The sequence below is a fragment of the Sphingomonas arenae genome (assembly GCF_016924655.1).
Classification (GTDB): domain Bacteria; phylum Pseudomonadota; class Alphaproteobacteria; order Sphingomonadales; family Sphingomonadaceae; genus Sphingomicrobium; species Sphingomicrobium arenae.
Genome location: NZ_JAFFJU010000001.1, coordinates 624577 through 648407, shown reverse-complemented (window position 1 = coordinate 648407; position 23831 = coordinate 624577). Strand labels below are relative to the sequence as shown.

The following is a 23831-nucleotide window of genomic DNA, read 5'->3' as shown; positions in this document are numbered from 1 at the left end:
ATACAGCTACAACGGTCAGGTTCAAGTCAGAGCCTTGCGGTGCTCGCCAATGACGCGGCGCACAGTGCCAGAGCTCGCTCGCATGACGATGCTCTCCGTCGTGATGCAGCTCTTGCCGCGGTGAACGCCGCGAAGGAGCGATCCGTCTGTCACCCCCGTCGCGGCGAAGATGCAGTCTCCAGCCGCCATGTCTTCGAGGCTGTAGATGCGATCGAGGTCCTCGATGCCCCACCGCCGGGCCCGCCCACGCTCATCGTCGTTGCGGAAGAGAAGCCGACCCTGGATCTGGCCACCGACGCAGCGCAGGGCGGCTGCCGCGAGTACCCCCTCGGGAGCGCCGCCCGAGCCCATGTAGACGTCGACTCCGGTGTCCGGGTCCGTCGTTGCAATCACGCCCGCCACATCTCCATCCGGGATCAGCTTCACACCGCAGCCGAGCGAGCGCAATTCAGCGATTAGTTCGGCGTGACGGGGACGATCGAGTACGCAGGCGATGATCTCGTCCGGTTGGACCCCCTTGGCCGCCGCGAGGGAGCGGACGTTCTCCGATGCGCTGCGGGCGAGATCAATCGTGCCTTCGGGGTAGCCCGGCCCGATCGCCAGCTTGTCCATGTAGACGTCAGGCGCATTGAGCAGACCGCCCTTCTCCGCAATCGCTAGGACCGCGAGTGCATTCGGACCGGCTTTCGCCGTAATGGTGGTGCCTTCAAGCGGGTCCAGCGCGATGTCGATCCCAGGGCCGCTGCCCTGTGCGCTTCCGACCTTTTCACCGATGAAGAGCATCGGCGCCTCGTCCCGCTCGCCTTCGCCGATGACCACCGTTCCGTCCATCGGCAACTCGTTCAGAGCGGCACGCATCGCCTCCACAGCAGCAGCATCGGCCGCCTTCTCGTCCCCTCGCCCGATGAGCTTGGAGGCGGCGATGGCGGCGGCTTCGGTGACGCGCACCATTTCCAATACGAGGACACGGTCGAGGACGCTGCTGGCGTGGATCATGATTGCTCCCTGTCTGCTTTGGCCTTCGCACTAGGAAAGCCAATGGCTCCTGTCGAGGCGGCGTGCGTTCAGTCGGTCATGTCGAGATGGGTCATGCTTGCCGCGGCTGTTGTTCTGAGCGGCTGCGGGAACGATGAGAAATGGGCCGAAGGCGCGGTGCCGCCGTCCGTCAACGAGATGGCGGAGACACCGGGCGATTGGTCACGGCTTGCGGGTTCGATCAACAGGACGCCGGGCGACAGCGGGCTGCTGACGAACAGTCCGATCACGGTCGACCTGAATGCCATGCTGGGGCCAGACGTTGACGCGTATCGCGGCGCGATGGCGGACAGCGGCCCCCTGCACTGGGAAAGTGGCCTGCTGGTGTCTCGCAGTCATGCGGGGCGAGGATATCTGGTTATCGACCCACGCGATCACGCCATGGAGGCGGGGCTGCAGTCCGCGGGCAAGTGGCGGTCGTATCGGACTTCTGGATCGGACCTTGCCCGCCCGCCGACCGTCGTCGCCATGGTTGGTGACTAGTCGCCGGCGGCCTCGTCCGCCTCATGCTCGAGGATGTGGCGATCGATACGGACGTTGCGCAGGGCGAAGCGGGTCTCGACCAGGAAGAGTGCGAAGCCGACCGCGAGGCTCACCATCGATCCGATGAACAACAAGCCGATGGCGGTGCCGACATGCGCGCCTGTCAGCCCGCTTGCGAACAGCAACACAACCACTGTGCAGACCAGCACCGCTGACAGCACGGTCAGAAAGATCGCCCAGCTGACCAGCGCCATGCGCCGATCGAGGACACGAATCTCCCGCACGGATCGGTCGTGGTCCCTGCCGCGGCTTTCCAGCACCAGCCGCTCTACGGTGCGAGCCCGATCAACAATGCGCGCCAGCCGTAGCGCGCACACGTTCAGGAACGCGCCAACCCCTGCAAGCAGAAAGACGGGCGCCACCGCCGACTGGATGACCTGCGCGACCTGGAACGGAGAACCTTCAGCAGGAAGCATGTGCAGGGCTATGCCCGAGGGAAGAACGTAACGCGAGCCTGTCCCGCGCGAAAAGTAGCCCCAAAGCGTCAGAGAAAAACTTAGTTAAGGACACGACTATGGTTTAGAATGTGGGTATTCGACTCGTGCATGGGGGCTGATCATGCGTTTGCGTCGGTTTATGTTCGCGTCGGCGGGTGCCTTAATCGCGGCGTCCCTTGCACTTCCGGCTCCTGTTGACGCTCGGCGACGAGTTATAGACGCAGGCCTCAATATTTCTGCTGGCGGGGCTTGTAGCCCACTGGAGGCCACCGCAGGAACGTGCGCCGCGTCAGCCCTTCCGTTCTCTGTTCAGATCGGCAGCCAGACCTACAACGACTTTTATGTGAATTCGAACGGGGTCCTCTCGTTTGGATCGATCGAAACCTATCTGGCTGCGCAGAACAGCTTTGGTGATCCTGACAATCCCATCTACTCAGGACCTCCGCCAGCAACGAGTCTGGCTGCATTCGATGTTCCGGTGTTCAGTCCCTTCTTCGCGGACGGACCTGGCTTTTTCAACAGTTTCAGCGACCCGCGCGGCTTTGACGGAGCGTTTGTTGCAACCTCGTCGATCGGCGGAAACAGCATCACCGTGAATTGGTTCTCGTGCGCCAACACCCTTGAGTGCGGGTCGTTCACCGAAGCACTGGTTTCCGATTACGCGTTCAACCTGGACGACAACGGACTGACGCAGATCCTGATCGATTTCTCCTCCGGCACCGGATCGCTGGAAGAGCAGTTCGAAGAAGGCCGGCTGAACTTCCTCGCCAATCTCGCCGCCACGAGTGATGTTTACTCCATGACGCTGACGGACCTGCTCGACGGCTTCATCGTGGAGTACAACTATAGTCCCGGTGCGCTGGGCGACACGGGCACATACGGATTCAACCTGCCAGGCGGCCTCGTCGAAACCACCGGCCCGCTCGCGCCGCGGCGCTATGTGTTCGATGGTCTCGGTCAGCTGGTCGGAGCGCCAGTGCCTGAACCTGGCACCTGGGCGACCATGCTGCTGGGCTTCGCCATGGTCGGCTTGACCTTGAGACGCCGTCGCCGTGTGGCATGGGCGGGCTGATCAGCGAAGTCGCTGACGAGGTTGCCCGAGAGCGCGACACGCTCCGCTACTCTGCGTTCATCAGCTACAATCACAAAGATCGCGCTTGGGCCGCCTGGCTACATGGCAAGCTTGAGCGATACCGTTTGCCGGATACGGTTGTCGGCCGTGCCGTGGCTTGGGGCGTTCTCGAAACGCGCCTGGCGCCTGTCTTCCAGGACCGCGAGGAGCTTGCCGCCTCGACGGACCTGGCATCTTCCGTTCGACAGGCGCTCAAAGAAGCCGCCAACCTGATCGTCATCTGCTCGACCAACGGCGCCCAGTCGCGCTGGGTGAACGAGGAGGTGCGCGAGTTCGTTGCCCTGGGTCGGCGCAGCCAGATCCAATGCTTGATTGTTCCCGAGGCGGAGCATCCCGCAGCCCCGCTCCTCCCGGAGGCGCAGCTATTCCCGCCGGCCTTGCTGGAGCTTGGGATAGAGCCCCTGGCGGCAGATGCACGTCCGTCGGGCGACGGTCGCCAGGCGGCCTTCCTGAAGCTCGTCGCAGGGCTGATCGGAGTCCGCTACGACGAACTGCGCCAGCGGGAGCAGGCACGTCGGCAAAAACGGTTGGTCCTGCTCGCGAGCGCAGCGCTTGCCGGCTTCCTCCTCATGAGTGCACTTGCGGCATTCGCCTTCATCTCGCGGGCGGAGGCGGTCAGAGAGCGCGATCTTGCCCGGCAGAAGACGATCACCGCTCAGCGCACGACGGACTTCGTCAAGAACCTCTTTCGGTTGGCCGACCCGTCCGAGGCGAAGGGCAACAGCATCACGGTTCGAGAGGTGCTCGATCGGGGCGCCCGTCAGATCGAGGGGGAGCTGTCGGGAGAGCCCGACACAAAGGCGGAACTGGTTAGCACCTTAAGCGAGGTCTACATGGGCCTGGGAGCTTACCGGCAGGCCGACGGGCTCATCCGCCGTTCGCTATCCCTGCCGGTTCGCAGCGGCGAGACTCGTGCTCGGCAGCTGGCGGCTCTAGGCGCTTCCCTCGCGCTTCAGGGCAATTACCAGGAGGCTATTGCTACATATCGCAGGGCGGCAGTTTACATGCCGGATGGCGAGAAGGTCCGCGATCCGGTGCTGCTGTCTCAGATCCAGATCGGGCAGGCAGAGTCTCTCGCCGCTCTGGAACAATATGGGCAAGCGTGGCCGCTCATTCGGCAGGCATTCGGACGAGACCTGGCAAGGGAGGGTCCAACGGGGCAGTCGGTGGCTCGCGCGCTGGAGGCCGGTGGCTTCACCGCCCAAATGGAAGGGGATTTTTCAAGATCGCGAGCGCTTTACACCCGCGCGCTTGCAATACGCAGGCAGCAAGGAAACCTTCACCCCAAGGTGTCCGAGAACCTCGGCGAACTCGGCACCATTGCTTACCTAGCCGGCGATGCCGCCAGTGCCGAACAATATTGGAGACAGGCGCTCGCCCGCGATCAACAGGTTCTCGGCCCCGATCACCCGGACTCCGCTGCCACTCTCAACAACCTGGGTCGGGTTCTGCTGGAGCAGAGGAAGTTGCCCGGCGCGCTGCAGCTTTTGAACCGAAGTGCGAACATCTACCTGGCCCAACGCAACGAGGAGCACGACGATCTGGCCTTCATTTTTGCTAATGTCGGCTTGGCCAGGGCAGCACTCGGGGACCGGAGCAGCGGCGAGCGCTACCTTCGCCGCGCGTTGGATATCGCCGAGCTGCACGAGCACCCGGCTCTTGCGCCGATCATGACTGACCTTGCCGATCTGCGGTGCAAGGCGGGAGGGTATGCCGAAGGGCTGGCGCTGCTGGAACGAGCAGCACCGATCATGGCAGAGACGTACCCCCACGATCCATGGCGCTCTGCATGGGTGGTCAATACGCGCGGAGCTTGCCTTGTGGCGCGTGGCGACGTGTCAGCGGGCTCGCGATTGTTGCAGGCGAGCGCGCCTGCAGTGCTGAAGCGCTGGCCGGATGCGACGCTCTATGGCTCTGAGGTCAAGCAACGCCTTGCAGCGAGCAGGCGGGCTCAACGGCGATAGGGTGGAAGCGACCAGCCACGGGCAATGGCGAAGCCGCGAAGGGCAAAGCCGGCTGATGCCGCTGCGAACGCTCCCGCCGGGCCGCCGAACCCTAACACCGTGAACCCCACGAAGAGCCCAGCGCTTAGCGCCGCGGGAGTGACATAAAGTTCCGGCCTCATGACGATCGAAGGATCGCCCGCCAAAACGTCGCGGATGATCCCGCCGGCACAAGCCGTGAGCACGCCCATGGCGAAGGCGGGGACGGGTGCTACGCCATAGGCGAGGGCTTTGGCCGAGCCGTAGGTCGCGTAAGCAGCGAGCCCCAACGCATCGAACCACAGCAGCGCCTGGCCCGAGAAGGTGCGGCTGCTGCCCGCCCAGACCGCCAGGGCCGCTCCGATGCAGATCAGCAGCACCATATTGCTGTGGACCCAGAAAACCGGTGCTCCGATCAGCAGGTCGCGCAGTGTCCCCCCACCCACACCCGTCACGACCGCGAAGAAGATGAACGTGACGAGCGTCTGTTTTTTCTCCGCCGCGAGCAGCGCCCCCGAGACAGCGAAGACGGCGATGCCGAAGTAGTCGAGCAGGACCAGTGCCTGGGGCAGGGAAGGGGTGGGCAATTCCGGGGTCACGCGCATCCCATACTGCGCTCACCCTGGGCCTGTCGAAGGCTCTTGCTCGGCAGCCGCAGCTTCTCGAGCACCTTCCGACATGTCGCGGGTGAGCGGGATTGGGTTGGCGCCTCGGACGGAGTAAGCTTCCAGCCATGAGTACCGACACTACAACTCCGCAGTTCCCCACGCTTGAGGACTGGCAGCACTGGACCCTTGTCATGGGACGGGCGCAGCAGATGCTGATGGAGGCCTGGGCCGACAGCCTGAAAGCTGGCGAGCCGGTGCCGGGATTCAAGCCTGGCGCGGCCGCTCCGGACCCGATGGCTTTTCTCACGGCGGGTGCGGAGGCGTGGAGCAAGGGGCTTCAGGCCTGGGGCAACCTGCTTGCCCAGACGCAGCAGGCTGCCGAAACGAAGGATCGCCGGTTCGCGGCGGCGGAATGGCGGGACAATCCGGTCTTTGACACCATTCGCCAGAGTTACCTGGCCATTTCGGATCAGCTATTGAAGGGTGTCGACACCATTGAAGGGCTCGATGAGGAAGCGCGCCAGCGGCTGCGGTTCGCGACCAAGGCCTTCGTCGACGCAATGAGCCCGTCCAACTTCGCGCTTACCAACCCGGAAGTTCTGAAGAAGACCCTGGAGACCCGCGGCGAGAACCTGCTCAATGGCCTGCGGCACATGCTGGACGATATTCGAGCGGGACAGCTGACCCAGACCGCCAAGGGCGCGTTCGAGGTGGGCCGGAACCTGGCGACGACGCCGGGTAAGGTGATCAAGGAGACACCCCTTTACCAGCTGATTCAGTACACGCCCGTGACCGATACGGTGCTGAAGACGCCCCTGATCATCTTCCCGCCGTGGATCAATCGCTTCTACATCCTCGACCTGACGCCGGAGAAGAGCTTTGTCCGCTGGTGTGTCGAGCAGGGCATCAGCCTGTTCATGGTCAGCTGGAAGTCGGCGGATGAGAGCCTGAAGGACGTGACCCTCGACGACTATGTCCTGGGCGGCCAAGTCGATGCCATCGATACGGTCCGGGACCTGCTCGGCGTCGAGGCAGCGCATGTCGTCGGCTATTGCGTGGCGGGCACCACTCTCGCCGCGACACTCGCCTACCTTCAAGCCAAGGGGGAGGCCAGCAAGGTGAAGAGCGCGACCTTCTTCACCGCGCAAGTCGACTTCAGCGAGGCCGGCGACCTCAAGCTTTTTCTCGGCGACGAGACCATGGCCCTCCTGGAGAAGCTGACCGCAGAAAGCGGAACCTTGGACGGCCGCTACATGGCGGCGACGTTCAATCTGCTGCGCGGGCGCGACCTAGTGTGGAACTACGTCGTGAATAATTACCTGCTCGGCAACGAGCCCGCGCCCTTCGACCTGCTCCACTGGAACAGCGATGTCACGAACCTGCCAGCCGGATGGCATCGCAACTACCTGGAGACCCTCTACAAGGGGAACAAGCTGGTGGAGTGCGGCGGTATCCACGTGGACGACACGCCGATCGACCTCACGCAGGTGCAGACACCCGTCTACATCCAGGCGGGGCGCGAGGACCATATCGCGCCGCCCCAGAGCGTGTGGAAGATCATGCACCATTTCCAGGGACCGAAGCGCTTCGTGCTCGCGGGGTCCGGCCACATCGCGGGTGTCGTCAACCCGCCGAGCTCCGGCAAGTACCAGTATTGGGTCAACGAGGCGGACCCGGCGGACCTCCACGAGTTCATCGAAGGGGCGACCGAGCACAAGGGCAGCTGGTGGCCAGATTGGCTTGGCTGGCTGAAGGACCAAGATCCGGCTGAGGTGCCGGCAAAAGGAGCGAGGCAACCCGGCGAGGGCAAGCTCAAGGCGATCGAGGATGCGCCGGGAAGCTATGTGAAGTCGCGCTGAAGCTGCGCTTCGACAAGCTCAGCGCGAGCGACAAGAGCGCTTAGCCGGATGCGCTCACCTTGGGCTCGTCGAGGGGTGGGGCTCTGGAACTTACAGGATTCCGCCGCCCAGGCTCAGCCGGACGATCCCCACCAGGATTACGAACAGGTTGAGGTTGCGACCTGCCCGGCCGCTGCTGCTGAGCTGACCTATTCCGGCGCCAACGACCGCGAGGGGAAGAATCAGCCAATTTGCCCAACCGAGGAATGGGAGAAAGGCGATGGCTGCGCAGACGAGCGCCACCACTCCGATGATCAGGGACGCGACGTTCAACATCGACGGGCTTCTCCTATTCAGGAAGCGGCGGCCGAGCCTGCTTCAGGGAAGAAATGAGGTATAGCGTCGCCGCCGTCCAGATGGCCCCGAACGCAATCGCATGGGCGCCGCTGAATTCTTCGCCGTAAAGGAAGACCGCGACCAGGAACTGGAGTGTCGGCGCCAGAAACTGCAGGATGCCGAGTGTCGAGTAGCGAAGTCGCCGAGCCGCGGCCGTGAAAAGCAACAGTGGCACCGTCGAGGCTACGCCGGCAAGTAACAGCAGGCCTAGCTCCAGTGTGTTGCGACCCCAGATTGGCTCAGAGCCGCCGCTGGTCCAAAGCAGCCATCCAGCGGCAGGCAAAAGGAGAAAGCCGGTCTCGATGGTGAGACCCGCCGTCGCCTCCACCTTCGCGATCTTCCGAAGCAGTCCGTACAGCGCGAAGCTGATGCACAGGGTCAGGCTGATCCACAGATGGCTGAGCGCCCCGGCAGCAAGGACCGAGACTCCGATCGCGGCAATCGCAACAGCCAGCCACTGAAGCCTGCTGAGCGGCTCTTTCAAGACGAAGCGGCCAAGCAGGATATTGGCCAGCGGGTTCAAGTAGTAACCGAGGCTACCGGCTAGGATGTGCCCGCTGTTCACGGCGTAGACGTAGATCAGCCAGTTGGTGGCGATCAGCATCGAAGTGAGGAGCAGGAGCCTCGCGGTCGCACCATGGCTCACCGCCTGGCGCACTTGCCGCCACCCGCGAGTGACTGCCACCAGCAAGCCTAGCGCCACCATGGACCAGACGATCCGGTGGGCCACGATGGCCACCGCTGGGACTGCGGCGATCAGCTTGAAGTAGATCGGCAACAGGCCCCACAGGCCATAGGCGCCAATGCCCAGCATGAGGCCCGTTCGGGCGTGAGCATCAGCCTGCTTGGCCGTTGTGGAGGGGCGTGCATCCATTCGCCGCCGCCTAGAGCCGAGGCGCCGCAAGTGAAAGGATTTGTTAACCCTTACGGCTCTTCACCATGGAATGAGCCAAGCGTGCTGTTACGCTGCACGCCAATGAAAGGATCCGCCCCCTTGCGCCTCACGCCCCTCCTGATCCTGGTGGCTCTTGCCCTGTCGGGCTGCACCACGACCAACAAGGAGCCAGAGCGGCGCCCCGTTGTCGTCGTGGAGCCGCCGCGCAAGGCTGATGCCTGGCTGCGGGTGGCCAGCGCCGATGATGCGGACCGCATCAGCCGACTGAGCAGCGCATGGGCGGCGGCCCTCTCCGAGGCGAGACGCGCTGGCTTTGCGGATGCGATCGCAAAGGAAGGTAACCTCTTGAAGGCCGACGCGGCCCTCGCGCGACCGGCCCCCACTCCGGGCAGCTACAATTGCCGGCTCGTCCGCCTGGGGCGATACACGCCGAAGACCAAGGCCTTTGAAAGCTTCAAGCCCTTCTTCTGCTATGTCGAAGTCGAGGGCGAGCTCCTGACGATCGTCAAGCAGACCGGAAGTGAGCGCCCGGCGGGGCGGTTGTGGGAAGATGACGTTCAAACGCGGATGATTTTCCTGGGCAGCGTTGCACTGGGGAATGAAGAGCAGCCCCTTGCGTACGGCGACAACAAGGCCCGGGACATGGCCGGCGTGTTGGAACGGATTGCTCCATTTCGTTGGCGGCTGGTCGTTCCTTGGCCGCGTGCCCAGTCGAAACTGGACGTCTTCGAGCTGACCCCCGTCGCCGCGCAGCCAGCTGCAGAATGAGCCTGGCGGACCCCCAGGAGGTCCGTGCTTATCTCATTGCCGCGGCGGCGGCAGGACATGCACTCACCTATGCGGAGCTGCTGGAGCGGCTCGGCTATGTTTTCTCCCGTCCGAAGATGCGCGCCTTGTGCAAAGTTCTCGCCTCTGTCGACGAGCAGGCAGAAGCTGCCGGGGAACCGGAATTGGCCGTTCTGGTCGTTCGGCAGTCCGATGGACTGCCTGGTCAGGGTTGGTGGGTCGGCAGCTGGGAGAAGCATCGCCATAAAGGCGACTGGGTCGGTCCTGACGCGCAGCGGCTGGTGCAGCGCCTGCAGGAACAGGCGTTCACCTATTGGCAGGCGCGCGGCGAGCGCTAAGCTCCCCCTCAACAAGGGAGGATCCATGACACCTGCTCGCCTTCTCGTGGCGGTGGCCGCCGTCGCTCTCACCACGCCTGCGCTCGCCCAGACGCCTGCTGCCACCGCGGCGGCCGCTCAGCCGACCACGGTTATTCATGCCGGAACATTGATCGACGTGCCGGGTCGCGCCCCGAAGCGGAACGCCACAGTGATCGTGCAGGGACGCAAGATCGTTGAGGTGCGCGACGGGTTCGCTGAGGTGCCTGGAGCGCGCGTGGTGGATCTGCGGAACGCGACCGTCATGCCGGGCTTCATTGACATGCACGTTCATCTCGGCGGTCTGGACGACCGGCTCCAGGCCCGCCTGACGCAGAGCCAGCGGAACGCCGAGGACGAGGCCTATACGGCGATGGCGAATGCCAAGAAGACGTTGATGGCGGGCTTCACCACGGTTCGGGACTTGGGCGGCGATCCGCCGGGAATCCGTGCCCTGCGCAATGCGATTGCGGCGGGTCAGTTTGTCGGGCCAACCGTCGTGATGGCCGCAGAGATGATCTCCGTGAGCGGCGGTCATGGCGACCCGCGCAACGGCCTCAACCGCGACCTGGTGGATGTCGCTCACAAGTCGATGGGCAACGTGTGCAACGGGCCGGACGATTGTCGGCGCGCCACGCGGGAGCAGATCGGGGCGGGTGCGGACGTGATCAAGTTCGCGGCCACAGGGGGCGTGCTGAGCAACGTGGCGGGTGGGCTCAACCAGCAGATGATGGAAGACGAGATGCGGGCGATTGTGCAGACCGCGCACAGCTTCGGCCGGAAGGTGGCCTCGCACGCTCACGGGGTGGACGGTATCAACGGTGCGCTGCGTGCCGGGGTGGACTCCATTGAGCATGGCACGTTCACCAACGACGAGACCTTCCGGCTCTACAAGCAGTCGGGCGCTTACTATGTGCCGACGCTGCTCGCCCCCGCCGCGGCGCTGAAGGACGGGCAACGGGGTGCGCTGACGCCCGCTCAATATGAAAAAGCGCGGCAGGCTGCCGGGAATGCGGAGAAGAGCTTCGCCAGGGCGGTCCGCGAAGGCGTCAAGATCGCGTTCGGCACCGACTCGGCAGTCAGTCCGCACGGGCAGAATGCCCAGGAGTTCGCGCTGATGGTGAAGAATGGAATGCAGCCGATGGCAGCGATCAAGACCGCAACCGTCAACGCTGCCGATTTGCTTGGACGCTCCGACCAGATCGGCACGATCGAAGCGGGCAAGGATGCCGACATCGTCGCGGTGGACGGCGATCCGCTCGCCAACATCCAGCTCCTGGAGAGCGTCGGATTCGTCATGAAGTCGGGACGCGTGGCGAAGCTGGCAGGCCAGCGGCAGCTGACCGAGATCGATTAACCGGCCGACCGCCGCTCGATCGTGGCGCCGACGGCGGAAAGCTTCTCCTCCAGCCGCTCGTAGCCACGGTCGAGGTGGTAGACCCTAAGCACCTCGGTCTCGCCCTCGGCCGCAAGGCCGGCGAGGATGAGGCTCATGGACGCGCGCAGATCGGTGGCCATCACCGAGGCGCCGGTGAGCCCGTTCACCCCGTGGACGATCGCCGAGCGGCCGCGGACGTCGATGTTCGCGCCCATCCGGCGAAGCTCGGGAACATGCATGTAACGGTTCTCGAAGATGGTCTCCTCAAGAAAGCTCTCGCCGTCGGCCATGCACAGCATCGCCATGAACTGCGCCTGCATATCTGTCGCGAAGCCGGGGAACGGTGCGGTGGAAAGAGCGAGAGGGCGGAGCTTCCCGTCAGCGCTGACCTTGATGCCGTTGTCGTGGAACTCCACGATCAGGCCGCATTGGGCGAGCGCGTTGGTCGTCGCCAGCATGTCTTCCGGCCGCGCACCAACCAGGTCGATCGAACCTCCGGTGATGCCCGCCGCGCAGGCATAACTGCCCGCTTCGATCCGGTCCGGCATCACGGCGTAGGTGCAGCCGTGCAATTTCTCGACACCATCGATGATCAGGTGGGAGGAGCCGATGCCTTGGATCTGCGCTCCCATCGCAACCAGCAGATTGCACAGGTCGACGATCTCCGGCTCGCGGGCGGCGTTGAACAGCTGGGTACGGCCGGTCGCAAGCACAGCGGCCATCAGCGCGTTCTCCGTGGCGCCCACGGATACGACGGGAAAACTGAAGTCGCCTCCTGAGATGCGGCCTCCGTTCGGAGCGCTGGCCTTCACATAGCCAGCGGCCAACTCGATCTCGGCACCCATGGCTTCGAGTGCCCGGAGGTGCAGGTCGATTGGGCGGTCGCCAATGGCGCACCCACCGGGCAAGGAGACCGTGGACTCGCCGGCTCGCGCAAGCATCGGGCCGAGTACCAGGATCGACGCGCGCATCCGGCGGACCATGTCGTAGGGCGCAACGGTGGAGTGCAGGTCATCCGCCTGCAGCGTCATGCGGCGGCCGAACTCGCCTTTTTTGACACCTTCCACCTTGGTGGAAACGCCGAGCATATTGAGCAGGTGACCGAAACTGTCCACGTCCGCCAGGCGCGGCAGATTGGTGAGCGTCAGCTTCTCGTCAGTCAGCAGGGCGCATGGCAGCAGGGTCAGCGCGGCGTTCTTGGCGCCCGAGATTGGAATGGCGCCCTCCAGGCGCTTGCCACCGACGATGTGAATGGAGTCCATCTCGGCGCTTTAAGGCCTCGTTCCGGAGGTGCAATCCCTTCTGAATCGATACTGTTACGCCTTCTCCAGCGTGCACTGCAGCGGATGCTGGTTCTCCCTGGCGAAGTCGATCACCTGGGACACCTTCGTCTCGGCAACTTCGTAGGTGAAGACGCCGCAGACCGCGACCCCTTGCTGGTGAACCTGCAGCATCACCCGCGTGGCATCCTCGATGCCCATGTTGAAGAAGCGCTGCAGGCACAACACGACGAACTCCATCGGAGTGTAGTCGTCGTTGAGCATCAAGACCTTGTAGTTGCTCGGCTTGCGCGTGCGCGGACGGGTGCGGGTAACGACACCCTTTTCGATTTCCTCGACGCCATCGCCCTGCCCTGGGCGGTCTTCGTCGGGACCCATGCGGTACGGATCAATCATGATTCGCTGATAGATATGGCACGCCGCAAACGCCGGGCAAGGAGCCAAGCGCCCACTCCGCCGACATGGGCACAAAAAGAGACGGCCGCCTCCTCGAAGGAGACGGCCGCCCTTTTGCCTGAACAGGAGGAGGAGAGGTCAGGCAGAAAGCTCGTTCAGCTTCTCGGCATTCAGCGCCGCACGGGTGGAGATCGGCTGCATCGCCTCACCGGCCAGCTTCACCAGCGACTCGGCAAAACGCGAGCTGTCGGCAACGATGCGGTCGAACTGCACGCGGGCGAAATCGCCCTGCAGCTGAAAGAATTCGGTCGGCGACTGCGCGTCCGAGAGGCTCTTCACCTGGGTCGCGGCCTGCTCCAGGCCCTCACGGGTGCGGGCAACGGCTTCCTGACCCAGCGTCTGGGCGCCGGCGGCGGCAACCCGGCCGCTCTCGACCAGAGCCTCGACGTTAGCCTTGGTCATCTCGACCAGGTTCTCGGCAACGGCGCGCGAACGCTCCACCGCCTGCTGACCATGGCTGCCGACCTCGGCGAAAAGGTTCTGAAGCTTGTCAGCACCCGGGAGGGTGTTGAGCGAAGCAAAGTTGTTCATCCAGTTGGCGGAATCGAAGTTCATCACGGTTTCCTTCTCGATCTTCGGGGCGGCAGCCTTCGGCGCGGCGCCGGCAGTGGCGGCACGACGGCCGCGAGGCTTCTTCTCCGTCCGCACGCGGCGGGCGTTGACCTTCTTGACCGCTTCGACGACCTTCGGCGCCGCCTTCGTCCGGCGCGCCCGCTTCGGAGCGGACTTGTTCTCAACGCCTGCTTCGACCGCGACATCGGTCGGCTGAGCGTCGGCGATCGGGGTGATTGCGTCGATGTTGTCCATGATTCGTCCTATCTGTTGCACTGCACAATATAGTGCACTGCGGTAGGTTTCAAGCGCTTTTTGTGCAGTGCAGCATTGACGCCCAGTGGGCGGCTTTGCCAAGGACCCGCATGGACCTCGACAGCGATCCCATCGAAGCTCCCGTAGACCCCATCACTGGCCGCCGCCGACGGGGGCTCCTGATCGTTCTTTCCTCCCCCTCGGGGGCCGGCAAATCAACGATCAGCCGGATGCTGCTTGCTGCGGATAACGAGGTAACGATGTCGATCTCGGCTACGACCCGTCCAAAGCGGCCCGGCGAGGTCGATGACGTGGACTACCATTTTGTCGGACCCGAACATTTCGACCGCATGATCGCGGATGGAGAATTCGTCGAGTGGGCGCCGGTGTTCGATTATCGATACGGGACTCCCAAGGCTCCGGTAAAGGCGGCGCTGAAAGCCGGGCGCGACATCCTGTTCGACATCGATTGGCAGGGCACCCAGCAGCTGCACGCTGCCATGGGCGAGGACCTGGTCCGCATCTTCATCCTTCCGCCATCGATGGAAGAACTCGAACGCCGACTGCGGTCACGCGGTACGGACAGCGAGGAGGTGATCGCTTTCCGCATGCAGCGTGCCGCGAGCGAAATCAGCCACTGGGCCGAATATGACTATGTCCTCATCAATCACCAAACGGAGCATTGCCTGGCTCAGGTGCGTGCCATCGTCGCCGCGGAGCGACTGAAGCGCCAGCGGCAGGTCGGTCTGGTAGCCTTCACCCGCGACCTGGTCGCCGGCCAGCGCTAGCTGCGCAGAAGTTCCAAGAATCGAGCACCGGCCAGGAAGTCCAGGCGGCGGTTCTCCAGCGCGATTTCCGCCTCGGCATCGGAACCCCACTTTTCGAGCTGCCACGCCTCGTCCACGCTGACAGCAGTCCATGCCTCCTCAGGGGAGATCGCCTGCTCCGCCACGGCGAGTGCCGCGACCAGTGAGCCGCCCACGGTAACCAAGGGCGAGAGCCCCGCAAGCGAGAAGGGCTCGAGGCTTCGCACGGCATGAGCGAGTCGGCTCACGGTGGCGTCCGGCTGCGAAACGAAGGTCACTCCCGTCGTGACGACAAAATCGATATCGAAACTCCGCCGGGCCCAGGTCAGCAGCGGATCCCACAGCTCCGCCTGACGGTCGACAAGCACCTGAGGTCCGTCAGCCCGATAGGTCAGCAGGTCTCCCTCGCCGTACTTCGCCAGCCCTGCCGCGAAGCTCTCGATATCGGGGGCGATGCGATCGATGGCGGCGTTGGCAAGGCCCGTCATCGGCATGGCTCGAGCGTCGACCGTGTCGCCGGCACCCTGCCACTCCGCCGCGATCGCATCTGCGATGGCGCGCTGCCGGACCACGAGTAGCGCACGCGCGGGAGTGCGGACCGGGCGGCCATCCAGTTCGATACGCCACTCGCCACTGCTCTCGACCGCAGCGGCCTGCTTCCAGAAACGCTTCACCGGGCTTCCTTGTCCCATACGCGCTTCAGCAGGACCGGTCCGAGCAAAGCGTCGGCAAGGCCCAAGCCGGTGACGACGAGCCCGAGTTCGACGAACCCGCCGGGGCGGATCAAGTCCGAAAAGGTGATGGCCATGCCTAAAAGGAAGAGGAGCAGGCCACTGATCCTCAGCAAGGCGAAGATCGCGAAGCGCTTGCGCCAGAGCGCTTCCTCGTTGCTCACGCTGCCTTCCTTACCAGCCGGTCGGCGATGCCGAGCACCTCGAGCGGGCTCGCTGCGATCGCGTGGGCACCCCCGGACCAGAGTTCAGCCTCGTCATGGTAGCCCCAAGCCACCCCAATTGCGCCGCAGCCGCTGGCTCGAGCCATGCCCATGTCCCAGGCCGTGTCGCCGATGACGACGCTCATGGCAGGATCTGCGCCCACCTCCGCCAGTGCCGCGAGCACCATCCCAGGATGCGGCTTGGACGGGTTCCGGTCCGCTGTCTGGAGGGACACGAAGCGGTCCAGCAATCCATGCACCTCGAGACAGTGCTTGAGCCCGCGATCGGACTTGCCGGTGGCCACCGCCAGCAGCCAGCCGTCAGCTTCGAGCGCATCGAGCAGTGGCGCGATACCTTCGAACAGCGGCTCTTGAACACAGCCCCGCGCACGCATTTCGGAGAAGACGTCCTTGTAGGTCTGCGTCATGCGCGCGTGTTCCGTGTCATCCGCATCCGGCGCTAACATCGCCATAGCTTCATGCAGACTAAGGCCGACGACCCGCTTGGACTGGGTCTGCGGCGGTGTCTCCCTGCCATGAGTCTCGAAGGTTCGGTGAAGCGCTGTGTGGATGGTGTGCCCGCTGTCCACGAGCGTTCCGTCACAGTCGAAGATGGCCAGCCGGTTCATTTACGCCGGCCCTTCGGCTGCGGCGTAGAGCCGCGCGACCGACGCTCTCCCTTGCGCTCGCGACGACGCTGCTTTGCCGCTGCGGCGACCCGCTGCTTCTTGACCTCAGGATCACGGGCTGGGTCTGGATTGTCGAGCGGAAGGTGGTCGCCCGCCATGGGATCGAAGCCCAAGGTGGCAAGGCTTTCCGCGAAGTGAATCGGCAGCTCGGCGGTGACGTCGATCACGCCGGACGGGGAGTCGATCTTCAACCGCCGCGCATGGAGATGAAGCTTGCGGCTGATCCCACCCGTGAGGAACGCGTCCGCGCCGCCATACTTCGCGTCCCCCACAATCGGGTGGCCCAGCGCGGCCATGTGGGCGCGCAACTGGTGGGTGCGGCCGGTGAGCGGCTGAAGCTCGATCCACGCAGCCCGGTTTCCAGCCCGATCGACCATCCGCCAGCGCGTGCGGGCGGGAAGGCCATTCTCCTCGTCGACATGCATCTTCTCGCCACCGGTACCCGGCTGCTTGGCGAGCGGCAGGTCGATCAGCCCCTCCTCTGCCGACGGCACACCGATGACCAGCGCCCAATAGACCTTGCGCGCGGTCCGGCCCGAGAAGCTCTTAGAAAAGAAGGCAGCCGAGCGAGCGGAGCGGGCCACCAGCAGCACACCGCTGGTGTCCTTGTCGAGTCGATGCACCAGCTTCGGACGATTGCCTTCCCGATCCGCCAGCCCGTCGAGCAAACGGTCGAGATGCTGGTTCGTCTTGGTGCCGCCCTGTGTCGCCAGGCCAGGCGGCTTGTTGAGCACGAACGCGTCGGGTGCCGTTTCGATGACCATCTCTTGCACGAACGCCTGCTCGTCCTGGGTTAGCGGAACAATGCGCTTCTCCGGGCGCGCAGGCTTGGCGGGAGGGGCTTCGGGAGGTGGCACGCGAATGGTCTGACCCGTCTCGACCCGATCACCGGGGGTCGCTCGCTTGCCATCGACGCGCAACTGCCCGGTTCGGGCCCAGCGCGATACGGTGTTGAAGCTCGTGTCGGGGAGGTGGCGCTTGAACCAGCGGTCCAGGCGGATGCCATCGTCGTCCTCGCGGACGGTAAAGGTGCGCACATCGCTGGTCATGCGCGCGCCCTAGCCTCTGGCAAGCGGCTTCGCAAAGCGGATGGACGTACGCTCGTAGCCCAGGTGCTTGTAAAAGGCGTGAGCCTCGCCCCTGCGGTCTGCGCTGGTGACCTCGACCATGCCGCACCCCATCGCCGTCATGCGGCGTTCGGCCTCTTCTACCAGCAGACGACCGGTCCCTCGGCCGCGCCATGCCTCTGTCACTGCAAGGACCGTGATCCGCCCGATGTTGAAGGTTCGATGAGGATTGGTCGTGCGATGGATGCCGATCACCCCAATGACTTCCTTCCCCTTGGCCATGACCAGAACCGGCTCTCCAGCCTTTTCCAGCACCTTCAGGTTCGCCGCCACGGCCTTGGCGTCGATCGGGTGGTCCAGCGTTGCGAACAGGGCGGCGAGTTGCTCCGCGTCCCCCTTCCGGGCTTCCCGGATCTCGGGTGTCGGATCTGGCTTTGACTTCTTCTTGGCAGGCGGACTGGCGGGCTCAGAAGCTCCGGAACGGGGCACCACAGCTCCGACCTCCTTCAGCGAAGCTCTCCAGTCCTGCACCTCTGCGCCACGCAAGTAATCGGCGATCTCCTGAAGATCGGCCGCGGGCTTGTCCCGCCTGAAACCGAACACCGCCTCGCCTGCCGCATTCACAAGACCGAACCTGTTGAAGCCCCGCTTTTCCGGATTGCGGATGCGCGAGCGGCGCAGCTTGAGGCCGCGGTTCGCGGCCATCTCTTTCAGCGCTTCAGGATCCAGGCTCATAGCGTGTCGATCACGTGGAGGATGAGGCCGACGAGCCCGCCGACGAGCGTGCCGTTGATTCGGATATATTGAAGGTCGCGGCCAACGGCGGACTCCAGGCGAGCGGTAATCGTCCGCGCGTCCCAGCCCCGGATGGTGTCGCTGACCAGCTTCACGATGGAATCGCCATAACTCGCGGCCATTCCTGCGATGGCACGGCGGGCGAACTGGTTGACTGCGCTTCGGATGCGAGGATCGCTCTCCAGCGTCGTGCCCATCGACCGTAGCACTTCCCCTAGCTTGCCGGCGAACGCCGCATCGGGGTCCCGCGCGGCCGAGATCATCGCCGCTCGCCCACGCTGCCACAGGGCATCGATCCACATCGCCACGGAGCGGTTCTCCAGCAGTTCTTCCTTCCACCGCTCGACTCGGGCCTGGGTCTCCGGGTTCTTCTGGAGATCGTTGGCGAGGTCGGCGAGCGCCTGCTCCATCTTCTGACGAACGGGATGGGACGGATCGGTGCTCATCTCCACCGTCAGCTTGCGGAGCCCTTCGAGGATGGCGTCGCCGAGCTTCTCGTCGAGCCCGGCGAGCCGCAGCACCCAACTGCTGCGCTTCTTCACGAGGTCGCGAATCAGGCTTTCGTTGGCATCGAGCGTTCGGGCGAGGGCGCGGATGCCAGCCTCCAACATCGGGACGTGGCGGTCATCGTTGATCGTCGACGCAAGCGCATGGCCGAGCAGTGGAGCGACCTCCGACTGCTTCAGCCGCGCGGAGAGCGCCGCCTTGACGATCCCACCGAGACGTTCGTCGTCCAATGCTTCGAAGATGTCGGCAATCAGGCGTGACGCGCCCTTCCGAATCCGCGTGCCTTGTCCGCTCGGCGCCTGGAGGAAGCGGCCCGCGGCTCCGGCAAGGTCGATCGTCCGCATCCGCCGAGCGACGACAGAGGCGACAAGGAAGTTGTCCCGCAGAAAGGTCGCGAGAGCATCGCCGATCCGATCCTTGTTGCGCGGGATGATGGCGGTGTGCGGGATGGGCAGGCCGAGCGGATGGCGGAACAGCGCCGTGACGGCGAACCAGTCTGCCAGGCCGCCGACCATCGCGGCCTCGGCGAATGCCTTCAGATAGGCGAGCCACGGATAGACGGGCTCCAGCGCGCGCGTGGTGAAGAAGATCACCGCCATCAGGATCAGCAGACCCGTGGCTGCCGCCTTCATCCCCGACGCACCGGGCTGGGCCGGATTGAAGCGGGCGAGGGGGCTCCTCGGCGACGGGTCTGCGCGGCTCATCCGCTCATCAATAGACGAGCCGCGCTCCTGTTTCACTCCGCCGGTTGCGGCAAGGCCCCCGGAGTGTCACCGCGGGACCCGGGAGCGCGCTGCTCCGGCACGGCCTCCGGTACCTCATGGGCGCTCGCGTGGAGGAACCTGCCGACCTTGCGGGCGATCCACTGCTCGATATCAATCGCGATGCTGAAGTAGGCCGGGACCAGGATCAATGTCAGCGCCGTCGAGAAGATCAGGCCGCCGATCACCGTCACGCCCATTGGCGCCCGCCAGCTGCTGTCCCCCGTCAGAGAGAGGGCAACCGGGATCATGCCTGCCACCATCGCCACGGTGGTCATCACGATCGGCTGAGCACGCTTGTGGCCGGCTTCGATGATCGCCTCGTCCTTGGGCATTCCGTGGTCCATCATCTCGACCGCGAAATCCACCAGCAGGATGGAGTTCTTGGCCACGATGCCAAGCAGCATCAGCAGGCCGATGAAGACCGGTAGCGAGACCGGTTGGCCGGCGATGTGCAGCGCAATGGCAGCACCCAGCGGGGCAAGGATCAGCGACCCCATGTTCACGAACGGCGCCAGGAATCGGCGGTAGAGCAGGACCAGCACCGCGAACACCAGGGCGATGCCGGCGAACACGGCGATGACGAAGTTCTGGATGAGCTCGCCCTGCCACTTCTGGTCACCAAGGGTCAGCCGCTGAACTCCCTCCGGCATGTTCTTCAGCGTCGGCAATTCGTCGATCTTCTTCCAGGCATCACCGCTGACGAGGCCCGGCGCGAGGTCCGCACCCACCGCAATCCGGCGCATCTGTTGCGTCCGCTGCACCGTGACCGGACCAGAGCCGAAGCTGATGTCGGCCACAGACTTCAGCGGCACGGAACCACCACTGGACGTCGGCACCGGGAGGTTCTGCAGCGTTGCGATGTCCTTGCGCTGCTCTTCCGAGATGCCGACGATGATCGGCACCTGCCGGTCGGATAGCGAGAACTTCGCGCTGTTCTGCGCGATGTCACCGATGGTCGCGATCCGGATCGTCTGTCCGAGCGCGGCGGTGGTGACGCCAAGGTCCGCGGCCAGGTCAAAGCGGGGCTTGATGATGATCTCCGGACGGACGTCGTCGCCCTGGACTCGCGGCGCGACCAGTTCAGGGACCGTCGCCATCTCGTCGGCGATCTTGTTCGCCACCGCGTTGAGCTTCACCGGATCGTCGCTGCCCAAATACAGCGTGATCGCGCGCCCACCACTGCCCGGACCTCCGCCGCCCTGGCTCATGAAGTTGACCCGGGCATCGGGGATCTGCGCCAGCTTGGGTGTGATCTCCCGCTCGATCTCGAAGCTCTTCTTGGAGCGGTCTTCATTGTAGATGACGTTGATGAAGCCGGTCGACGTGAACACGCGCTGGAACACGTCCTTCACGTCGGGGTGCTCCTCGACGATGTCGGCAACCCGCTGAACGACGTCCTGCGTCTGCTCCAGCGTAGCACCTGGGGGAAGGCCGATCCGCACCGTGCTGTTGGGAACGTCCTGCTCCGGCTGGAAGGTCATGGACAGCTGCGAGAACAGCAAGCCGGTGAGACCGAGGATCGCGAACCCGGCCACCACCGTCGTCCAGCGGTGCTTGAGGGTCCAGCGCAGCCCGTTCAGGTACCGCTCCATCCACTTGCCCGAGGCATGCGGCTGCACGCCGTGCGACTTGAGGAAGTAGGCCGCGAGCAAGGGCGTGATCATTCGCGCGACAAGCAAGCTCATCAGCACCGCGAGCACGACCGTGTAGCCGAAGTTCTTGAAGAACTGGCCAGAAATGCCCGGCATCAAGGCCACCGGCAGGAACACTGCGACGATCGCCATGGTGGTCGCCAAAACCGCCAGGCCGATCTCGTCCGCCGCATCGATGGAGGCCTGGTAGGCGCTCTTGCCCATGCGCATGTGGCGGACGATGTTTTCAATCTCCACGATCGCGTCATCGACCAGCACGCCGGCCACGAGGGCGAGAGCGAGCAGCGAGAGGAAGTTCAGGTTGATCCCCATCAAGTCCATGAACCAGAAGGCCGGGATCGCGGACAACGGGATGGCGAGCGCGGAAATCAGAGTCGCCCGAATGTCGCGAAGGAACAGAAACACGACCAGAACGGCGAGGACGGCGCCCTCGACCAAGGCGTGCATGGAGCTGTTGTACTGGTTTTTGGTGTAGTCGACAGAGTTGTTGATCTCCACGAACTTGACCCGCGGATCCTCCTTCTCGATCCGCCGCAGCTCCGCCCAGGTCGCATCATAGGCGGTGACGTCCGAAGCGCCCTTGGCCCGGGCCACGTTGAAGCTCACGACTTGGCGCCCACCAAGCTTGGCGGCGGTGCGGACTTCGGCCGACGCGTCCCGGACATCGCCAAGGTCCGCCAGCCGGACAAAGCGACCGCCGGGGAGCGCAATCTGGGTGTCTGCCAGCTGGGCGGCAGTTTGTGCATTGCCCAGCACGCGGACGGTCTGCTCCGACCCGCCAATTTCGGCGCGACCGCCGGCCGCGTTGAGGTTGGTCTGCCGCAGCTGCTGGTTGACCTGGGCTGCCGTGATGCCCTGCGCCTGGAGCGCCGCAGGATCGAGCACGACGCGAATCTGCCGATCGACGCCGCCTTCGCGGGTGACCTGGGCCACACCCTCCTGGCCGAGGAGCCGTCGCGAGACCTTGTTGTCCACGTACCAGGACAGCTCTTCCAGGCTCATGTCCGTGGTCTCGGCGGCGATGAACACGAATCCGTCCCCGCCGATGTTCACCCGCTGGACCTGGGGTTCGAGGATGCCGTCCGGCAGGTCGCCTCGGATCTGCGCAATCGCATCGCGCACGTCAGTGACCGCACGATCGGTGGGGGTGCCGATCTTGAACTGGACAAAGGTGTTGCTGTTGCCTTCGCGGACAGAGCTGTTGATCTCGTCCACACCTTCCACGCCGCGGATGGCCGCTTCCACTCGTTGCGTGATCTGGTTCTCCATCTCCGCCGGCGCGGCGCCAGGCTGCGAGATGTTTACCTGGGCGGCTGGAAAGTCGATGTCGGGACTGTCCGTCACCTCCATGGTGGCAAAGGCGTAGATGCCCGCCAGGAACAGAGCGATGAACAGGACAATGGGCGGAACCGGGTTCCGGATGCACCAGGCCGAGATGTTACGAAAATTCATGATCTTGAACTCGCCTGGTTAGCGCGCGGCCGCCTGCCGCCGTGGATTGACCTTCTGCCCCGGGTTCAGGAACGGCCCCGCGGTCAGCACGACCCGCTCCTGGCCGCTCAGGCCCTCGACGATGGTCACCCCGCTGTCGTCAACGCTGCCGGTCTTAACTGCGCGCCGCTCGACCTCGTTCTTCGCGTTGACGACATAGACGTAATTCCCGTCGTCATCGCTCAGCACCGCACTCTGCGGGAGCAAGGGAGCGTTGGTGGTGCCAGAGGCAATCCGCGCTTCCGCGAAGCCGCCCGGCCGGACGGACGCGTCATAAGGGATCGCGATCCGGACCTCACCCTGCCGGCTGGTCGGATCGATCACCGGCGAGACCTGCCAGACCGCGCCACGGAACGACCGGTCGGACCCGAGCGGCGTCACGGTAGCGGGCATGCCGACCCGAACGCCGGCAAGATCCTGCTGTGACAGGGTGGCCCGCATCTCCATTTCGCCGCCCCGAGCGAGGCGGAACAGCCCCTGGCTGCCCGGCCCGATCACCTGACCAACCTCCAGATTGCGCTGAAGGATGAGGCCGCTGGTCGGCGCCTTGATGTCGAGGAGGCCGATGCCCGCACGGGTGGACGCCAACTGCGCCTGAGCGACACGGACCTGGGCGTTCGCCTGGTCGCGCGCAGAGGCCTTGCGATCAAGCTCCGCCCGCGAGATGAAGCCGCGGTTCACGAGCGAAGCCGCGCGTTCATATTCGTTCTGCGCAAGCGCCGCACTGGCGCGAGCAGCTTCGACGGCGGCGGCAAGCTGGGAGGCTTGCTGGACCTGTACCGATCGGTCAACCGTCGCCAGCGTCTGGCCCGCGTTGACCCAGGTCCCCGCGTCGACGAGGACGGCATTGACCCGGCCACCGGCGCCCGCGGCCCCGATGGGCTGGTCACGCCGGGCCGCAAGGGCTCCGCTCGCGGTAATCACCCGGGCAACCTGGCTCTGGCCTGGTACAACCACGCTTACGGTCGGGATCTGGCCGCCGCCGGCCTGCGCCGTGGCTGGACCCTTTGCCTGGCCGGCGGCCGGTTCATCCCCGCCGGACGCGAACATGAAGTACGCCAGCACCAGCGCGGCCAAGGCAATCACAACGCCGATGATCACGTTGCGGCGTCGGCTCGAGCGATCCACGACGATCAGCGTTTCATCGCGTTCGAGGCGCGTTTCCCGGTTCATGCGCAACATCTTCCTTGCCTTGCC

The 23831-nt window shown here is 64.6% G+C and carries 23 protein-coding genes and 1 pseudogene; 8 read left to right on the top strand and 16 right to left on the bottom strand.

Annotated features, from left to right (window positions below; all coding sequences use genetic code 11):
* Window positions 1-21 precede the first annotated feature (21 nt).
* The gene (glpX, locus tag JT720_RS03275) at window positions 22-996 is read right to left on the bottom strand and encodes a class II fructose-bisphosphatase (protein WP_205479325.1); all 975 of its coding nucleotides are present in this window, start codon (window positions 994-996) and stop codon (window positions 22-24) included.
* Between the two features lie 42 nt (window positions 997-1038).
* On the opposite strand from glpX, the gene JT720_RS03270 reads away from it, so the two are divergent.
* Entirely contained in the window at window positions 1039-1518 is a 480-nt protein-coding gene (locus tag JT720_RS03270; protein WP_205479324.1) for a hypothetical protein, read from the top strand.
* Here the strand turns inward: JT720_RS03270 and JT720_RS03265 are convergent.
* The gene (locus JT720_RS03265; RefSeq protein ID WP_205479323.1) at window positions 1515-1994 is read right to left on the bottom strand and encodes a DUF2721 domain-containing protein; all 480 of its coding nucleotides are present in this window, start codon (window positions 1992-1994) and stop codon (window positions 1515-1517) included. The genes JT720_RS03270 and JT720_RS03265 overlap by 4 nt on opposite strands.
* A gap of 994 nt (window positions 1995-2988) precedes the next feature.
* On the opposite strand from JT720_RS03265, the pseudogene JT720_RS14285 reads away from it, so the two are divergent.
* Window positions 2989-3087, top strand: a pseudogene (locus tag JT720_RS14285) (PEPxxWA-CTERM sorting domain-containing protein); the annotation flags it as partial.
* Window positions 3075-5111: a tetratricopeptide repeat protein gene (locus JT720_RS03255; RefSeq protein ID WP_205479322.1), complete on the top strand. Its 2037-nt coding sequence runs from the start codon at window positions 3075-3077 to the stop codon at window positions 5109-5111. The pseudogene JT720_RS14285 and the gene JT720_RS03255, both read left to right, overlap by 13 nt.
* On the opposite strand, the gene JT720_RS03250 is transcribed toward JT720_RS03255, so the two are convergent.
* Complete coding sequence (locus tag JT720_RS03250) at window positions 5099-5728, bottom strand: trimeric intracellular cation channel family protein (protein WP_419555382.1); 630 nt, start codon at window positions 5726-5728, stop codon at window positions 5099-5101. The two genes, JT720_RS03255 and JT720_RS03250, sit on opposite strands and share 13 nt — an antisense overlap.
* Window positions 5729-5862: 134 nt before the next feature.
* Here JT720_RS03250 and JT720_RS03245 point away from each other — a divergent pair, with 134 nt between their 5' ends.
* On the top strand, window positions 5863-7596 hold the full coding sequence (locus JT720_RS03245) for a PHA/PHB synthase family protein (protein WP_205479320.1): 1734 nt from the start codon (window positions 5863-5865) through the stop codon (window positions 7594-7596).
* A gap of 90 nt (window positions 7597-7686) precedes the next feature.
* Here JT720_RS03245 and JT720_RS03240 read toward each other — a convergent pair whose 3' ends face one another.
* Both JT720_RS03240 and rarD read right to left on the bottom strand, forming a co-directional pair.
* The gene (locus tag JT720_RS03240; RefSeq protein WP_205479319.1) at window positions 7687-7911 is read right to left on the bottom strand and encodes a hypothetical protein; all 225 of its coding nucleotides are present in this window, start codon (window positions 7909-7911) and stop codon (window positions 7687-7689) included.
* 13 nt (window positions 7912-7924) lie between these two features.
* A complete protein-coding gene (rarD, locus tag JT720_RS03235) occupies window positions 7925-8845 on the bottom strand; it encodes an EamA family transporter RarD (protein WP_205479318.1) in 921 nt (306 codons plus the stop codon).
* A gap of 120 nt (window positions 8846-8965) precedes the next feature.
* Here rarD and JT720_RS03230 point away from each other — a divergent pair, with 120 nt between their 5' ends.
* The 3 genes from JT720_RS03230 to JT720_RS03220 are packed head-to-tail and all read left to right on the top strand — an operon-like array spanning window position 8966 to window position 11365.
* Window positions 8966-9634, top strand: a complete 669-nt coding sequence (locus tag JT720_RS03230; protein ID WP_205479317.1) for a DUF4893 domain-containing protein — start codon at window positions 8966-8968, stop codon at window positions 9632-9634.
* Window positions 9631-9990: a ribose-phosphate pyrophosphokinase gene (locus tag JT720_RS03225; protein ID WP_237219626.1), complete on the top strand. Its 360-nt coding sequence runs from the start codon at window positions 9631-9633 to the stop codon at window positions 9988-9990. Before JT720_RS03230 ends, JT720_RS03225 begins: the two co-directional genes overlap by 4 nt.
* Window positions 9991-10015: 25 nt before the next feature.
* The gene (locus JT720_RS03220; RefSeq protein ID WP_205479315.1) at window positions 10016-11365 is read left to right on the top strand and encodes a metal-dependent hydrolase family protein; all 1350 of its coding nucleotides are present in this window, start codon (window positions 10016-10018) and stop codon (window positions 11363-11365) included.
* Here JT720_RS03220 and murA read toward each other — a convergent pair.
* From murA to JT720_RS03205, 3 genes are all read right to left on the bottom strand, one after another.
* The gene (gene murA / locus JT720_RS03215; RefSeq protein ID WP_205479313.1) at window positions 11362-12648 is read right to left on the bottom strand and encodes a UDP-N-acetylglucosamine 1-carboxyvinyltransferase; all 1287 of its coding nucleotides are present in this window, start codon (window positions 12646-12648) and stop codon (window positions 11362-11364) included. The genes JT720_RS03220 and murA overlap by 4 nt on opposite strands.
* Before the next feature lie 54 nt (window positions 12649-12702).
* Entirely contained in the window at window positions 12703-13044 is a 342-nt protein-coding gene (clpS, locus tag JT720_RS03210; RefSeq protein WP_192586042.1) for an ATP-dependent Clp protease adapter ClpS, read from the bottom strand.
* Window positions 13045-13200: 156 nt separating this feature from the next.
* Window positions 13201-13929, bottom strand: a complete 729-nt coding sequence (locus tag JT720_RS03205) for a phasin family protein (protein ID WP_205479311.1) — start codon at window positions 13927-13929, stop codon at window positions 13201-13203.
* Window positions 13930-14039: 110 nt separating this feature from the next.
* On the opposite strand from JT720_RS03205, the gene gmk reads away from it, so the two are divergent.
* Complete coding sequence (gene gmk, locus JT720_RS03200; RefSeq protein WP_205479309.1) at window positions 14040-14717, top strand: guanylate kinase; 678 nt, start codon at window positions 14040-14042, stop codon at window positions 14715-14717.
* On the opposite strand, the gene JT720_RS03195 is transcribed toward gmk, so the two are convergent.
* Genes JT720_RS03195 through JT720_RS03160 form a run of 8 tightly spaced genes read right to left on the bottom strand, consistent with a single transcriptional unit; the run spans window position 14714 to window position 23807 of the window.
* Complete coding sequence (locus JT720_RS03195; RefSeq protein WP_205479307.1) at window positions 14714-15409, bottom strand: ATP12 family protein; 696 nt, start codon at window positions 15407-15409, stop codon at window positions 14714-14716. The genes gmk and JT720_RS03195 overlap by 4 nt on opposite strands.
* Window positions 15406-15630 carry a hypothetical protein gene (locus JT720_RS03190; RefSeq protein WP_205479305.1) on the bottom strand — a complete coding sequence of 75 codons (225 nt, stop codon included), beginning with the start codon at window positions 15628-15630 and terminating at the stop codon, window positions 15406-15408. The genes JT720_RS03195 and JT720_RS03190 overlap by 4 nt, the downstream gene beginning before the upstream one ends.
* A complete protein-coding gene (locus JT720_RS03185) occupies window positions 15627-16298 on the bottom strand; it encodes an HAD-IA family hydrolase (protein WP_205479303.1) in 672 nt (223 codons plus the stop codon). Before JT720_RS03185 ends, JT720_RS03190 begins: the two co-directional genes overlap by 4 nt.
* Window positions 16295-17407, bottom strand: a complete 1113-nt coding sequence (locus JT720_RS03180; protein WP_205479302.1) for an RluA family pseudouridine synthase — start codon at window positions 17405-17407, stop codon at window positions 16295-16297. Before JT720_RS03180 ends, JT720_RS03185 begins: the two co-directional genes overlap by 4 nt.
* Window positions 17408-17416: 9 nt before the next feature.
* On the bottom strand, window positions 17417-18160 hold the full coding sequence (locus tag JT720_RS03175) for a GNAT family N-acetyltransferase (RefSeq protein ID WP_205479301.1): 744 nt from the start codon (window positions 18158-18160) through the stop codon (window positions 17417-17419).
* Window positions 18157-19431: a DUF445 domain-containing protein gene (locus JT720_RS03170; protein ID WP_419555381.1), complete on the bottom strand. Its 1275-nt coding sequence runs from the start codon at window positions 19429-19431 to the stop codon at window positions 18157-18159. Before JT720_RS03170 ends, JT720_RS03175 begins: the two co-directional genes overlap by 4 nt.
* A 32-nt stretch (window positions 19432-19463) precedes the next feature.
* A complete protein-coding gene (locus JT720_RS03165) occupies window positions 19464-22595 on the bottom strand; it encodes an efflux RND transporter permease subunit (protein ID WP_205479300.1) in 3132 nt (1043 codons plus the stop codon).
* A gap of 18 nt (window positions 22596-22613) precedes the next feature.
* Complete coding sequence (locus JT720_RS03160) at window positions 22614-23807, bottom strand: efflux RND transporter periplasmic adaptor subunit (RefSeq protein WP_205479299.1); 1194 nt, start codon at window positions 23805-23807, stop codon at window positions 22614-22616.
* Window positions 23808-23831 lie beyond the last annotated feature (24 nt).